Origin of the sequence: Oscillibacter sp. PEA192, assembly GCF_003574015.1 — a bacterium.
In the GTDB taxonomy this organism is placed as follows: domain Bacteria; phylum Bacillota; class Clostridia; order Oscillospirales; family Oscillospiraceae; genus Oscillibacter; species Oscillibacter welbionis.
This window is the reverse complement of sequence record NZ_AP018532.1, coordinates 468,524-481,841: the sequence shown is the minus strand read 5'-3', so window position 1 is coordinate 481,841 and position 13,318 is coordinate 468,524. Positions and strand designations below refer to the sequence as shown.

General features: G+C 63.0%; 14 protein-coding genes. 8 read left to right on the top strand and 6 right to left on the bottom strand.

Features of this window, described 5'->3' with window-relative positions; translation table 11 throughout:
• Window positions 1-32: 32 nt before the first annotated feature.
• The 5 genes from DN611_RS02325 (at window position 33) to DN611_RS02305 (ending at window position 6,077) form a co-directional block, all read left to right on the top strand.
• A complete protein-coding gene (locus DN611_RS02325) occupies window positions 33-1,541 on the top strand; it encodes an ATP-binding protein (RefSeq protein WP_119311872.1) in 1,509 nt (502 codons plus the stop codon).
• 23 nt (window positions 1,542-1,564) lie between these two features.
• Window positions 1,565-2,239, top strand: a complete 675-nt coding sequence (locus DN611_RS02320; RefSeq protein ID WP_119310556.1) for a response regulator transcription factor — start codon at window positions 1,565-1,567, stop codon at window positions 2,237-2,239.
• A gap of 4 nt (window positions 2,240-2,243) precedes the next feature.
• Window positions 2,244-3,227: a sensor histidine kinase gene (locus DN611_RS02315; RefSeq protein ID WP_021749041.1), complete on the top strand. Its 984-nt coding sequence runs from the start codon at window positions 2,244-2,246 to the stop codon at window positions 3,225-3,227.
• Window positions 3,228-3,340: 113 nt separating this feature from the next.
• Complete coding sequence (locus tag DN611_RS02310) at window positions 3,341-4,108, top strand: ABC transporter ATP-binding protein (protein WP_021749040.1); 768 nt, start codon at window positions 3,341-3,343, stop codon at window positions 4,106-4,108.
• Window positions 4,101-6,077, top strand: a complete 1,977-nt coding sequence (locus DN611_RS02305) for an ABC transporter permease (protein ID WP_021749039.1) — start codon at window positions 4,101-4,103, stop codon at window positions 6,075-6,077. The genes DN611_RS02310 and DN611_RS02305 overlap by 8 nt, the downstream gene beginning before the upstream one ends.
• Before the next feature lie 101 nt (window positions 6,078-6,178).
• Here DN611_RS02305 and DN611_RS02300 read toward each other — a convergent pair whose 3' ends face one another.
• From DN611_RS02300 to DN611_RS02285, 4 genes are all read right to left on the bottom strand, one after another.
• Window positions 6,179-6,946 carry a hypothetical protein gene (locus tag DN611_RS02300; protein WP_021749038.1) on the bottom strand — a complete coding sequence of 256 codons (768 nt, stop codon included), beginning with the start codon at window positions 6,944-6,946 and terminating at the stop codon, window positions 6,179-6,181.
• Entirely contained in the window at window positions 6,943-7,797 is an 855-nt protein-coding gene (locus DN611_RS02295; protein ID WP_119310555.1) for an ABC transporter ATP-binding protein, read from the bottom strand. Before DN611_RS02295 ends, DN611_RS02300 begins: the two co-directional genes overlap by 4 nt.
• Window positions 7,787-8,158 (bottom strand): GntR family transcriptional regulator, encoded by a 372-nt coding sequence (locus tag DN611_RS02290; protein WP_021749036.1) that lies wholly within the window; start codon window positions 8,156-8,158, stop codon window positions 7,787-7,789. Before DN611_RS02290 ends, DN611_RS02295 begins: the two co-directional genes overlap by 11 nt.
• Window positions 8,159-8,340: 182 nt before the next feature.
• Complete coding sequence (locus DN611_RS02285; RefSeq protein ID WP_025545038.1) at window positions 8,341-8,979, bottom strand: CatA-like O-acetyltransferase; 639 nt, start codon at window positions 8,977-8,979, stop codon at window positions 8,341-8,343.
• Between the two features lie 467 nt (window positions 8,980-9,446).
• Between DN611_RS02285 and DN611_RS02280 the strand changes: the two genes are divergently transcribed.
• The 3 genes from DN611_RS02280 (at window position 9,447) to DN611_RS02270 (ending at window position 12,635) form a co-directional block, all read left to right on the top strand.
• Window positions 9,447-10,733: an O-acetylhomoserine aminocarboxypropyltransferase/cysteine synthase family protein gene (locus DN611_RS02280; protein WP_119310554.1), complete on the top strand. Its 1,287-nt coding sequence runs from the start codon at window positions 9,447-9,449 to the stop codon at window positions 10,731-10,733.
• Window position 10,734: 1 nt separating this feature from the next.
• Entirely contained in the window at window positions 10,735-11,673 is a 939-nt protein-coding gene (gene metA, locus DN611_RS02275; protein WP_025545037.1) for a homoserine O-acetyltransferase MetA, read from the top strand.
• A gap of 143 nt (window positions 11,674-11,816) precedes the next feature.
• On the top strand, window positions 11,817-12,635 hold the full coding sequence (locus tag DN611_RS02270) for a MerR family transcriptional regulator (RefSeq protein ID WP_021749031.1): 819 nt from the start codon (window positions 11,817-11,819) through the stop codon (window positions 12,633-12,635).
• 37 nt (window positions 12,636-12,672) lie between these two features.
• On the opposite strand, the gene DN611_RS02265 is transcribed toward DN611_RS02270, so the two are convergent.
• Together DN611_RS02265 and DN611_RS02260 are read right to left on the bottom strand one after the other, a co-directional pair.
• Window positions 12,673-12,981, bottom strand: a complete 309-nt coding sequence (locus DN611_RS02265; RefSeq protein WP_119310553.1) for a DUF6442 family protein — start codon at window positions 12,979-12,981, stop codon at window positions 12,673-12,675.
• Between the two features lie 122 nt (window positions 12,982-13,103).
• The gene (locus tag DN611_RS02260; protein ID WP_021749029.1) at window positions 13,104-13,313 is read right to left on the bottom strand and encodes a helix-turn-helix transcriptional regulator; all 210 of its coding nucleotides are present in this window, start codon (window positions 13,311-13,313) and stop codon (window positions 13,104-13,106) included.
• Between the last annotated feature and the right edge of the window lie 5 nt (window positions 13,314-13,318).

Below are 13,318 nucleotides of genomic sequence, written 5' to 3'. Positions count from 1 at the left end.
ACCGATACTGAGGAAAGTCAGGTTGAATGACCATGAACATCAAAGAGGCCAAGGAACAGATCAAAAACGCCATGACGGCATACTTCACCAAGGATGAGTTCGGCAGCTACGCAGTGCCGGTGGAAAAGCAGCGGCCTGTGTTCCTCATGGGCCCTCCGGGCATCGGCAAGACCGCCATCATGGAGCAGATCGCCCAGGAGTTGGACGTGTGCCTGGTGTCCTACTCCATGACCCACCACACCCGGCAGAGCGCCCTGGGTCTGCCCTTCATTGAGAAGAAGGTCTTTAACCGCAAGGAGTACCAGGTCTCCGAGTACACCATGAGCGAGATCATCGCCTCCGTGTACGAGACTATGGAGGCCACCGGCAAAAAGGAGGGCATCCTCTTCCTGGACGAGATCAACTGCGTCAGCGAGACGCTGGCCCCTTCCATGCTGCAATTTCTGCAATATAAAATCTTCGGCCGCCATCGGGTGCCGGAGGGCTGGATCGTGGTCACTGCCGGCAACCCGCCGGAGTACAACCGCTCCGTCCGGGAGTTCGACATCGTTACCTGGGACCGGCTCAAGCGCATCGACGTGGAGCCGGACTTCGATGCCTGGAAGGAGTTTGCCTACCAGAAGCACGTCCATCCGGCGGTGATGACGTACCTGGAGATCCGGAAGGGTGACTTCTACAAGGTGGAGTCCACGGTGAACGGCAAGCGGTTCGTCACCGCCCGGGGCTGGGACGACCTGAGCCAGATGATTCACCTGTACGAGCAGAACCACCTGCCGGTGGATGAGAAGCTCATCATCCAATATCTCCAGAATCCCAAGATCGCCAAGGAGTTCGCGGTTTACTACGACCTGTTCAACAAGTACCGCAGCGACTACCAGGTGGACAAGATCCTCGCCGGCAAGGCCACCAAGGCCATCCGCCAGCGTGCCTCTGCCGCCAAGTTCGACGAGCGGCTGTCCCTGCTGGGTCTGCTGCTGGACGCCGCCACCGGCGAGCTGCGCTCCGTGGTGGAGCGGGAGGAGATGCTGCGGGAGCTGCTTGGCATCCTGAAGGACGTGAAAGCCGCCCTGACCGCGCCGGAGGCGGATCTCGCCGCTCTGCTGGAGGAACAGCTGCGCCGTCAGAAGACCCGCATCGACACCGGCAGGCGGTCTGGCAGTCTCTCCCAGGAGGCGGAGCGCTCTCACCGCCGGATCATCGCCGCTCTGGAGCGGCAGAAAGCCCTGGCTGGACAGACCGTGGACAGTCAGACGGGCTTTGCTGCAGTGAAGGCGGACTTCGACCAGATGGTCCAGGGCCTGAAAGCCCAGGCCAAGACCGCCGGGGAGATGCTGAACAACCTCTTCGCCTTCTGCGAGGAGGTGTTCCCGGAGGGGCAGGAGCTGCTGATCCTGGTGACGGAGCTGACCATCAACTACTACGCCGCCACCTTCATCAGCCGCTACGGCTGCGACGCGTATTTCACCCACAACCAGGAGCTGCTGTTCTACGAGCGCCAGCAGGAGATCATCTCCCAGCTGGAGTCCCTGGAGCTGAACTGACCGCGGGGGGAGAGGAGGGGCTCATGTACCGCATTTTCATCGTGGAGGACGACGCGGCCATCGCCGGGGTCATCCGCCGCCATCTGGAGGGCTGGGGCTACACCGTCCGCTGCGCGGAGCGGTTCGACGACGTCTTGTCGGAGTTCGCCGCCTTCGACCCCCATCTGGTGCTGCTGGACGTCTCCCTCCCCTTCTTCAACGGCTACCACTGGTGTCAGGAGATCCGCCGGGTCTCCAAGGCGCCCATCTTATTTCTCACCTCCGCCTCGGACAATGTGAACGTGGTGATGGCCATGCAGCTGGGCGGGGATGACCTGCTGGCAAAGCCCTTTGATTTACAGGTGCTCTCCGCCAAGGTCCAGGCCCTGCTGCGGCGGGCCTACGACTTCGGCCCGTCTTCCCACCTGCTCTCCTGCGGCGCCGCGGTGCTGAACGTGTCTGATGGGACGCTGGATGCCCACGGGCAGCGGGTGGAGCTGACGAGGAACGAGTGCCGGATTCTGCAGCTCCTGCTGGAGCACAAGGGGGAGATCGTCAGCCGGGACGCATTGATGACCCGGCTGTGGGAGTCCGACAGCTTTGTGGATGAGAACACCCTGACGGTGAACATCGCCCGGCTGCGGCGGAAGCTGGAGGCGGCGGGCCTCCCGGATTTCATCCGCACCCGGAAGGGCGCCGGATATCTGGTGGAGGGGTGACGGAATGCTGACAGCCTATCTCAAGCGCCAGTGGAAGCTGCTGTTGCTGCTGGCCGGGGCGGTGGCGGTGTTCGCCGCCGTGTTCGCCCTGTACAGCCTGCCGGTGGAGGCGGTTGCCTATGCAGGCCTTCTCTGCCTAATGCTGGGGCTGGTCCTGTTTGCCCTGGGGTACTCCGCCTTTCTCCGGCGGCACCGGGAGCTGGAAGGGCTTTTACGAAAGGTCCATGAGTCGGTGCTGCCCCTGCCGCCGCCCCGGGGCGTACTGGAGGCGGACTATCAGGCCCTGCTGAGGGCGGTCTGCGCCGACCGGGTGCGTCTGGCGGCGGAGAACCGGGACCGGCTGGAGGACATGACGGATTACTACACCCTCTGGGCCCACCAGATTAAAACCCCCATCGCCGCGGCCCGGCTGCTCTTGCAGGAGGATCCCGGCGCTGTGGGCACGGAGGTGGAAGTGGAGCTCCTGAAGATCGAGCAGTATGTGGACATGGTGCTGGGCTACCTGCGGCTGGACAGCGAGAGCACGGACTATGTCCTCCGGGACACGGACCTGGACGGCCTGCTGCGGCAGGCGGTGCGGAAGTTCGCCCGGATGTTCATTCTGAAAAAGATCACCCTGGACTTTCGGGAGACCGGGCGGACGGTGCTGACGGACGGGAAGTGGCTCTCCTTCGTGGTGGAGCAGGTACTGTCCAACGCCCTGAAATACACCCCCGCCGGGGGCCGCATCCGGATCTACGGGGACGGAGAGACGCTGGTCATCGCCGACAGCGGCATCGGTATCCGGCCGGAGGACCTGCCCCGGGTGTTCGAGAAGGGCTTCACCGGCTACAACGGCCGGGAGGACAAGAAATCCACCGGCATCGGGCTGTACCTGTGCCGCCGGGTGATGGACCGGCTGAACCACGGGATCTCTATCGTCTCCCGCCCCGGGCAGGGGACGCTGGTGCGGCTGGACCTCTCCCGGGGCCGACGGGTGGTGGAGTGACCCAATGTGACGAAACTGTAAGGAATCGGGCCGGACTGTAAGCCAAATCCATGGCAGACAGTCCGGCCCTTTGGCTACAATAGAGGCATGATCCGATACGAGGAGGAATCTTGATGCCATTGTTGGAAGTACAGCATGTACAGAAAATCTACACCACCCGCTTCGGCGGCACGCAGGTCCAGGCCCTGTCCAACGTCAGCTTCTCCGTGGAGGAGGGGGAGTACGTGGCCATCATGGGTGAGTCCGGCTCCGGCAAGACCACCCTGCTGAACATCCTGGCGGCCCTGGACCGCCCCACCGCCGGGGAGGTTTTACTGGAGGGCAGGCCCCTCTCTGCCATCCGGGAGCGGGATCTGGCGGCCTTCCGCCGGTCCCACCTGGGGTTCGTGTTCCAGGACTTCAACCTGTTGGACACCTTCTCCCTTCAGGACAACATCTATCTGCCCCTGGTGCTGGCGGGCACAGACTACCGGGAGATGCAGCAAAAGCTCCGCCCCATCGCAGATCAGCTGGGCATCTCGGACATCTTGGCGAAATACCCCTATGAGGTCTCCGGCGGCCAGAAGCAGCGGGCTGCTGTGGCCCGGGCCCTCATCACGGACCCCCAGTTGATTCTGGCAGACGAACCCACCGGCGCTCTGGACTCCCGGTCCTCCGACGCCCTGCTGGAGCTGTTCGGAGAACTGAACGGCACCGGGCAGACCATTTTGATGGTCACCCACTCGGTAAAGGCGGCCAGCCACGCTGGACGGGTGTTGTTCCTCCGGGACGGACAGGTGTACCACCAGCTCTACCGGGGCGGCGAGAGCCAGGAGGCCCAGTTCCGCCGGATCTCCGACACCCTGACGGTCCTGGCGGGAGGCGGTGAGCCCCATGCGTAAGTCCGGATTCTTTCCCCGCTTGGCCCTGGTGAATCTGATGCGCAACGGCCGGTTCTATGGGCCGTATCTGCTCTCCTGCGGCATGACGGCCGCCATGTACTACATTCTCTCCTACCTGACCTTCAGCGACATTGTGGCCTCCGTCCGGGGGGCCGGATATCTCCAAAGCCTGATGTACCTGGGCCGGCTGGTGGTGACGCTGTTCTCCGCGGTTCTGCTGCTGTACGCCAACAGCTTTGTGATGAAGCGCCGCCGGCGGGAGCTGGGGCTGTACAACATCCTGGGTCTGGAGAAGCGCCACACCGCCCGCCTGATGGTGTGGGAGACGCTCTACTGCGCCGCCGCGGCCATTGTGGGCGGGCTCGCGGCAGGGGTGCTGTTGAGCAAGCTGGTGCTGCTGCTCCTATTGCAGCTGTCCCACCTGCCGGTGGAGTATGGCTTTGAGATCAGCCTCTCCGGCATGGCCGATACCGCCGCTCTCTTCGGCTTCCTCTTCCTGCTGACGCTGGTGTGGAACCTGTTCGGGCTGCTCCGGTCCCGTCCTGTGGAACTGCTCCACAGCGCCAGTGCCGGGGAGCGGGAGCCCCGGACCCGCCGCCTGCTGGTGGTGCTGGGGGCCGTCACTCTGGGGGCTGGCTATGCCACCGCTCTGACGGTAGAGGACCCCTTTACCGCCCTGGCCTATTTCTTCCTGGCGGTGGCGCTGGTGATGGTCGGCACCTACTGCCTGTTCACCGCCGGGTCCATCGCCCTGCTGAAGCACCTGCGGAACAGCCCCCGGTACTACTACCAGCCCAAGCACTTCACCGCCGTGGCGGGGCTGCTGTACCGGATGAAGCAGAACGCCGTGGGCCTGGCCAACATCTGCATCCTCTCCACCATGGTGCTGGTGACGGTATCCACCACCGTCAGCCTGTACGCCGGGCTGGAGGGAGCTTTGGAGCGGATGTATCCCTATGATGTGGACGTGGTCCAGTCCCTGGACGAAGTGCCGCCGGAACAGGAGACAACACTGAACGAGGACACCCTGGAACGGGTCCAGGCCGCAGCAGCAGACGCGGGCCGGAAGGTGGAACTGCTCCAGTGGTCCACTCCGGGGGACACCGTCGGCTATTACACAGGAAACACCTTCACCCTTGTGGCGCAGGAGGGCGTCAGCACCGAAATCCGGTTGCTCACCGCCGATGACTACGGCCGCCTCACCGGCCATACCGTGGACCTGGAGCCGGAAGAGGTGCTGGTCCAGGCAGAGAATCTGGACCTGCCGGATACCTTCTATATCGAAGACCTCCCTTTTCACATCGCTGGGACCATCATGGACTTTCCCCGATACAACAGCTCCATCCTGATCTCCGGCCAGACGGCGCAGCTTTTCCTGGTGGTGGCGGATGAGACCGTAGTCTCCGCCATCAGCGACCGGGATGCCAGCAGAGTCCACCGGGAATTTCGTGTCCAGGTGGACCTGGACGGCACGGAAGAGGAAAAGCTGGCCTTTGTGGACCCCCTGCTGGCGGCGGACGCCAATGACGTGTACTCCGTCATCAGCCATCAGGACAACGCTGTGGACCTGTACACCATGTACGGCGGCTTCCTGTTCCTGGGCGTGTTTCTGGGGCTGCTGTTCCTGCTGTCCACGGTGCTCATCATCTACTACAAGCAGATTTCCGAGGGATATGAGGACCAGCGCCGCTATCAGATCATGCAGCAGGTGGGCATGAGTCCCCGGGAGGTCCGCTCCTCCATCCGCAGTCAGGTGCTGCTGGTGTTCTTCCTGCCCCTGGTGACGGCGGGCATCCATGTGGCGGCAGCCTTCCCCATGCTGTGCAAACTGCTGGAGCTGTTCAACCTCTTTGACGTCCGTCTGTTCGCCCTCTGCGCCGCCGGGACGCTGCTGGTGTTCTGCGCCATCTACGCCTTGGTCTACGGCCTTACCACCCGCACGTACAGCCGCATCGTGGGCGGACAATAGGACACATGGAGCGCCCCCGGAGATATCAGATATAAGATAAAGGATAAGAGATGCCCTTGTTTGGGAAGATCTCTTATCCTTTATCTTTTCACTTTTATCTGTTACTTTGCAGGCCGGATCATGGCCCGGCGCAGCAGCAGCCAGCTGAGGGCGAAGAACGCCGCCCCCATGGCCAGCAGCACCGCCGCCGCGTTCCAGGGGGATGCGGCCAGGAACTGTCCGAAAGCCGCCAGGGCCTCCACCGCCGCCCGCCCGGCGGAGGTGGTGCCCAGCCAGCTAATCAGCGGCACACTGCCGAAGATCAGCACCAGCGGCACGGTCACGGAAATCAGGATGGTCCAGAACTTGTTCAGCCGCCAGTACAGGGCGGAGCAGAACTGCCCCAGGGCCGCCAGCATCCAGCCCACCGCGGCGGAGAAGATCGCGCCCCGCACCAGGCCACCGATCCCGGCACCGGCGGAGGGTCCTTCATAGATCACCTGGTACAGATCTGTAATCAGCAGCCGGCCCTGGCCGCCCAAGACTGTTTGATAGGCGCCCATAATCACCGTGACACCCGCTGCCACCAGCACCGCCGCCACCGCCAGGGCGGCCACGTCCGCCAGGAAGGCGGACCGACGGGACACGCCGTTCTGGTTCAGCACCCGCTGATTCTCCCGCAGGCCCACCATGCCCAACACAAGGCCGAACATCCCCACGGCAATGGAATAGCCGTTGAAGCTGCCCTCCATAGCCGTCTCTCCGGCCAGGAAATAGGTGATTGCCAGCATCGCCGCCGGGATCAGCGCCATGACCAGCCACAGGATCGCCACTGCCCGGAAATAATTCCGGACCTCATACCGGAAGGCCCGGCCGAATCGCGTGTTCATCTCTGATCCTCCTCTTCCATCAGGCTGATAAAATACTCCTGGAGCCCCACGCGCCGCCGCTCCAGCCCGGCGGGCAGGTCCTCTGTCCCCCCGCCCCGGATGCAGACGGTCTTGAGTCCGCCCAGCACAGAGGATGTAAACACGTCCCGCCCGGCGGCCCAGCTGTCCACCACCCCGGCAGGGCCGGACACCGCCCAGCAGGCGGCGGTCAGCTCTTCCGTGGGCGCGTCCTGCAGGATGCGTCCCTTCCGGATGATGACCGTGTGCTCGATGAGGTCCGCCACCTCCGCGATCAGGTGGGTGGAGACCACCATGGTGCAGGGGTGCTCCGCGTATTTCTGCACCAGCAGCTTGTAGAACAGGTCCCGGTGCTGGGCGTCCAGACCCAGAACAGGCTCGTCAAACAGCACATAGGGGGTGTTGACGCTGAGACCCAAAATCAGACGGAAGATGGACCCGTAGCCGGTGGAGAGGCCGTTGATCTTCTTGTTCAACGGCAGTTCGAACTGCTTTGCCAGGCTCTCCGCATAGCTCCGGTCGAAGTCCGGGTAAAACACGGCCGCCGTGTCCAGGGCCCGCTTCACCTTCATGTCGTCGGGATACAGGTTCTTCTCCCCCACCAGGAACAGCTTGCCCAGCGCCGCGTCGCTGTCGGCGGGAGCGCCGTCCACGGCGACGGTGCCGCTATCTGGGCACAGCCGCCCGGTGAGGATGTTCAGCAGCGTGGACTTGCCGGCGCCGTTGTTGCCCAGCAGCCCGTAGATCTTCCCCTCCTCAAAGGTCAAAGACACATCCTCCAGGGCGCGGGTGTCCGCAAACCGCTTGGAGATGTGCTGAAACTCAATGGCCATCTTCTTTCATTCCCCTTTCCAGAAGTTCCAGCAACTCCTGATCCGTCAGCCCCAGATTCCGGGCCTCCCGCACCATCCGCTGGACGTAGTCCTGATAAAACCGCTCCCGCCGGCTCTGGCGGAGCTTCTCCCGGGCGCCGGAGGCCACAAACATCCCCACGCCCCGTTTCTTGTACAGCAGCCCCGCGTCCACCAGCAGGTTGATCCCCTTCAGGGCGGTGGCGGGATTGATCCGGTACTGCACCGAATACTCCGTGATGGACGGCACCTGGCTCTCCTCCGGGTAGGCCCCGGAGAGGATCGCCTCCTCCAGCTGCTCCGCGATCTGCTGGAAGATGGGCCGGTCTTCCGTCAACGTCAAGGCGGTTCCCCCTTTCCTGCCGGCTTGTTATCTGGTTAATTAGTCTAGTAACTAACCGTGTGGCTAATATAGCATGAGCCGCACCTCTTGTCAATAGGGCTGGCAGAATTTTTTGGCCCGCGGCTTTCAAATAGAAGACCGCCCGCAGGGACAAGCATCCCCACGGGCGGTCTCTCTCTCCTTCAATCCGGAAACAGTTTGGCGGCGGTTTCCTCCAGCTCTTTGAAAAAACCGCTGATGTGGCCGCCGTCGTTGACGGCATGGGCAAACTCTCCGCCTACCGGCAGCACCGTCCGGTCCCCTGCCGGGTGGACCTTCCCCAGCAGGACGAATGGCGTGAAGTCCGGCTTGGGGTCCCCGCCGAAGCTGAAGGCGGAGAAGGCCAGCCCCGGCATGGCGGAGATACCGCAGACATTTGGGGGCAGGGTCTCGTCGCAGAGCAGCCGGCCGCAGGTCTCCGCCCGGGCGTAATCCTCCCGGAACCGGGAGAGGAACGCATCGTAGTCCGGTGTAAAGCGGGTGACCTTCATGGCGAACAGATCCGGGGCGTCCCGGCGGGGCACCGTATAATAAGGGTGCAGCTCATCCCAAATCCCGATCCGCCCCGCCTCATCCCGGCCATACCGGAAATGGGCGTGCCGGTTCAGCACGGCGGCCACACACCACACCAGAGCCGGGTACAGCTTTTCGCCCCGGGCCTTCGTGTGCCGATACAGCGGTGTGATATCCACCTCCGCCGTCAGATAGATGGCGGTCTGGCGGAAAACCTCCAGATACTCCCGGCGCTCCCAGGTCTGCTCGTCGATGGGCGTAAAGGCCATGGCGCTCCTCCCTCTCCGGCGTCCTCCGCCGGCCGTTTGGGCCATCGTACCACAGGCCGGGCCAAAAGTCCACTGCCGCCGCGGTCCATGCGAGGCGAAAATCCGCAGTTGACAAACTTGCCGCGGCGTGGCTATAATATGTTCCAAAGCGATGATGGAGAGGGACGGAGACCGGCGCCCTCAGAGAGCCGGCGGGCGGTGGAAGCCGGCGGCAAGGGTCTCCAGGTCCTATGGCTCCTGAGCCGAGGGTTCGAGGGCGGCGCGCCGCCGGTAGGGCCTCTCCGAGGACTGCCGCGTCAGGGCAGAGGGGTTGCTGGACCCCAAAAGGGGCGTCGGGCCGTGAGGACGGCGCAATTTGAGTGGTACCGCGGAAGCCTGACGGCTTTCGTCTCAAAGTTTTTCTTTGGGACGAAAGCCGTTTTTTCGTCTCCAAAGTCATCTTCATCCAGTCGAAAGGAGCACACACCATGAGCGATTACCGCATCGAAACGAAATGTGTCCAGGGGGGCTACACCCCCGGCAACGGAGAGCCCCGGCAGATCCCCATCGTCCAGTCCACCACGTTCAAATACGCCACCAGCGAGGACATGGGTAAGCTCTTTGACCTGGAGGCCAACGGCTACTTCTACACCCGCCTCCAGAACCCCACCAACGACTATGTGGCCGCCAAGATCTGCGAGCTGGAGGGCGGCACCGCCGCTATGCTCACCTCTTCCGGCCAAGCGGCCAACTTCTTCGCGTTGTTCAACATCTGCTCCTGCGGGGACCACATCGTCTCCTCGTCCTCCATCTACGGCGGTACCTTCAATCTGATCTCCGTCACCATGGCGAAAATGGGTATCGAGGTCACCTTCGTCTCCCCGGACTGCACCGACGAGGAGCTGGAAGCCGCCTTCCGGCCCAACACCAAGGCGGTGTTCGGCGAGACCATCGCCAACCCGGCCCTGACGGTGCTGGACATCGAGAAGTTCGCCAAGGCCGCCCACACCCACGGCGTGCCGCTGATCGTGGACAACACCTTCGCCACTCCGGTGAACTGCCGGCCCTTTGAATGGGGCGCCGACATCGTCACCCACTCCACCACCAAGTACATGGACGGCCACGGCGCGGCGGTAGGCGGCGCCATCGTGGACTCCGGCAAGTTCGACTGGATGGCCCATGCGGACAAGTTCCCCGGCCTCTGCACCCCGGACGACAGCTACCACGGCATCACCTACGCGGAGAAGTTCGGCAGGGAGGGCGCCTTCATCACCAAGTGCACCGCCCAGCTGATGCGGGACTTCGGCGCCATCCAGTCCCCCCAGAACGCCTTCTATCTGAACCTGGGGCTGGAGAGCCTCCATGTGCGCATGGCCCGCCACTGTGAGAACGGCCAGGCGGTGGCGGAGTTCCTGGCGGCACATCCCAAGGTGGCCTCCGTCAGCTACTGCGGCCTGCCAGGGGACAAGTACCATGCCTTGGCAGAGAAGTACCTGCCCCACGGCTCCTGCGGTGTGGTGTCCTTTGAGCTGAAGGGCGGCCGGGAGGCAGCGGGCACCTTTATGAAGCATCTGAAGCTGGCCGCCATCGAGACCCATGTGGCGGACGCCCGGACCTGCTGTCTGAACCCCGCCAGCTCCACCCACCGGCAGATGACTGACGAGCAGCTTGCCGCCGCCGGCATTCCCGCGGGCCTGGTGCGGATGAGCTGCGGCCTGGAGAGCAAGCAGGATCTGATCGGCGACATCGCCCAGGCGCTGGACCAGGTGAAGTGAGATGCCCATCAAAATCCCCAACCAGCTGCCCGCCACCTCCGTTCTGACGTCGGAGAACATCTTTGTCATGACGGAGACCCGGGCCATCACCCAGGATATCCGCCCCCTGCAGATCCTGCTGCTGAACCTGATGCCCACCAAGATCGAGACCGAGACCCAGCTGGCCCGGGTGTTGGGCAACACCCCCATCCAGATCGAGCTGGAGTTGATCGCCCCCAGCGGCCACGTGTCCAAGAACACCTCCCAGGCCCACATGCTGGCCTTCTACAAATCCTTTGACGAGGTGCGGGACCGGACCTTTGACGGCCTGGTCATCACCGGCGCGCCGGTGGAGAACCTTCCCTTTGAGGAGGTGGACTACTGGCCGGAGCTGTGCGAGATCATGGAGTGGTCCAAGACGCACGTCCACTCCACCCTTCACATCTGCTGGGGCGCTCAGGCGGGGCTGTACTACCACTACGGCATCCCCAAGCGGCAGCTGCCGGAGAAACTCTTCGGCGTGTTCCGCCACACGGTGGAGGATCCCAACTTCATCCTCTTCCGGGGCTTTGACGACGAATTCTGGGTGCCCCACTCCCGGCACACCACAGTGCTGCGGGAGGACATCGAGGCAATCCCGGAGCTGAAGATACTTGCCTCCTCCCCGGAGGCCGGGGTCTACGCCGTCAAGACCGACCAGGGCCGGCAGATCTTCCTCATGGGCCACGCGGAGTATGACCGGGACACCCTGCGGAATGAGTACATACGGGACCTGACCGCCGGAGCGGACATCCGGGTCCCCAAGAACTACTTCCCCGGCGATGACCCCAGCCGCAAGCCTGCGGTGACCTGGCGCTCCTGCGCCCACCTGCTGTACTCCAACTGGCTGAATTACTTCGTCTACCAAACCTCCCCCTACAATATCCGGGATATTGAACGGGGCATCCGCACCGACGACTGAGCCCACCGCCGTTCCGGCCGCTTCTGCGGCCGGAACGTTTTTTCTCTCATCGCAACTTTGAAAAAATTCTCTTGACTCTCACACAGTGGCAGGGCATACCATAGCAGTGAGCTCAAGAAAACGCATATATGCGGAGGGATCCTATGTTCAAAATCGGAGAATTTTCAAAGCTGTCCAGAATCAGCATCCGGATGCTGCGCCACTACGACGAGATCGGCCTGCTGGTGCCGGAGGAGACCGATCCCTGGACCGGCTACCGCCGGTACGCGGCGGCCCAGCTGATGACCGCCAACCGGATCACCGCCCTGCGGGGCCTGGGGTTCTCCCTGGCAGAGACGGCCGCGCTGCTGGCCTGCTGGGAGGACCGGACCGCCATGGAGACGCGCCTGCTGGCCCAGCGGGCAGCGGTGGAGGCCTCCATTCAGGAGGCATTGGACCGGCTGCGGCTTCTGGACACAACCATCGAACGGCTGAGAAAGGATGAAAAACAGATGAACTACGATGTCACCATCAAGACCCTGCCGGAGCGGCAGGTAGCCAGCGTCCGCCAGATCCTTCCCTGCTACGACCGTGAGGGAGACCTGTGGCACATCTTTGTGAGGGAGACCGCCCTTCTCCACATCCAGGACGGCGATCCGGCCCTGTGCATCAGCGTCTACCACGACGGGGAGTACAAAGAGGCAGATGTGGATGTGGAGATCCAAAAGACGGTGAAGGGCACATACCCTGACACCGAGCACGTCAAATTCAAAACCATCCCGCCGGTGACAGTGGCCTCCGCCACCTTCCAGGGCCCCTACCGCCAGATCGGCGAGGTGAATCAGGCGGTAGCATCCTGGGTAGAGGACAACGGCTATGCCTTTGACGGACTGTTCTTCAACATCTACCACGTCAGTCCCCACGAGACCCGGAACCCAGAAGAATTTGTCACCGAGGTCTGCTACCCGGTGCGGAAGCGGTAAGCAAGCAGGCGGCGCTTTCCAGCGCCGCCTGTCTTTTTTACAGCGTGTCCCACAGATACCATCCCAGGCATCCCAGGCACAGAGCGCCGGTAAAAATGCCCATGCCCAGAGCGGACCGGTCCCGGTCAGTCCGGTACCGGGCAAAGGCCCCCACGGAGCAAAACACGAACAGCATCGCCGCCACGTCTCCAAATACCTGCCCGGTAAACGCCTGGTAGATCATCAACAGCAGCGCCAGGACACACATGGCGTAAAAGCCCGCGTCGTCTCCCCGGCGGTTGACCTCCTCCCGGCCCTCGTCCACGCCCTCTTGGCGGTATCTTTGCAGAATTTTCTCCTTCTCCACAGAGATCTCTCCTCTCTCCGGAACGACCGGCCGTCAGTTAGGGATGCGGAAGGATTGTGCTCCGCCGCAGGCAGGATGATTTGCCCCGGTCAGCGCCGCTGGACACCCAAACTCCTAATTTCTCACTCAAAATAGAACAGTTCCTCGAACTTCTTGTCCAAGGCGATGCAGAGAATCAGCGCCAGCTTGGCGGTGGGATTGAACTGCCCCGTCTCAATGGAGCTGATGGTGTTGCGGGACACGCCCACCAGCTCCGCCAGCTGGGTCTGGGACAGCCCCTTCTCCGCCCGGGCCACCTTCAGCCGGTTTTTCAGGATCAGCTGATCGTCCATGGCGC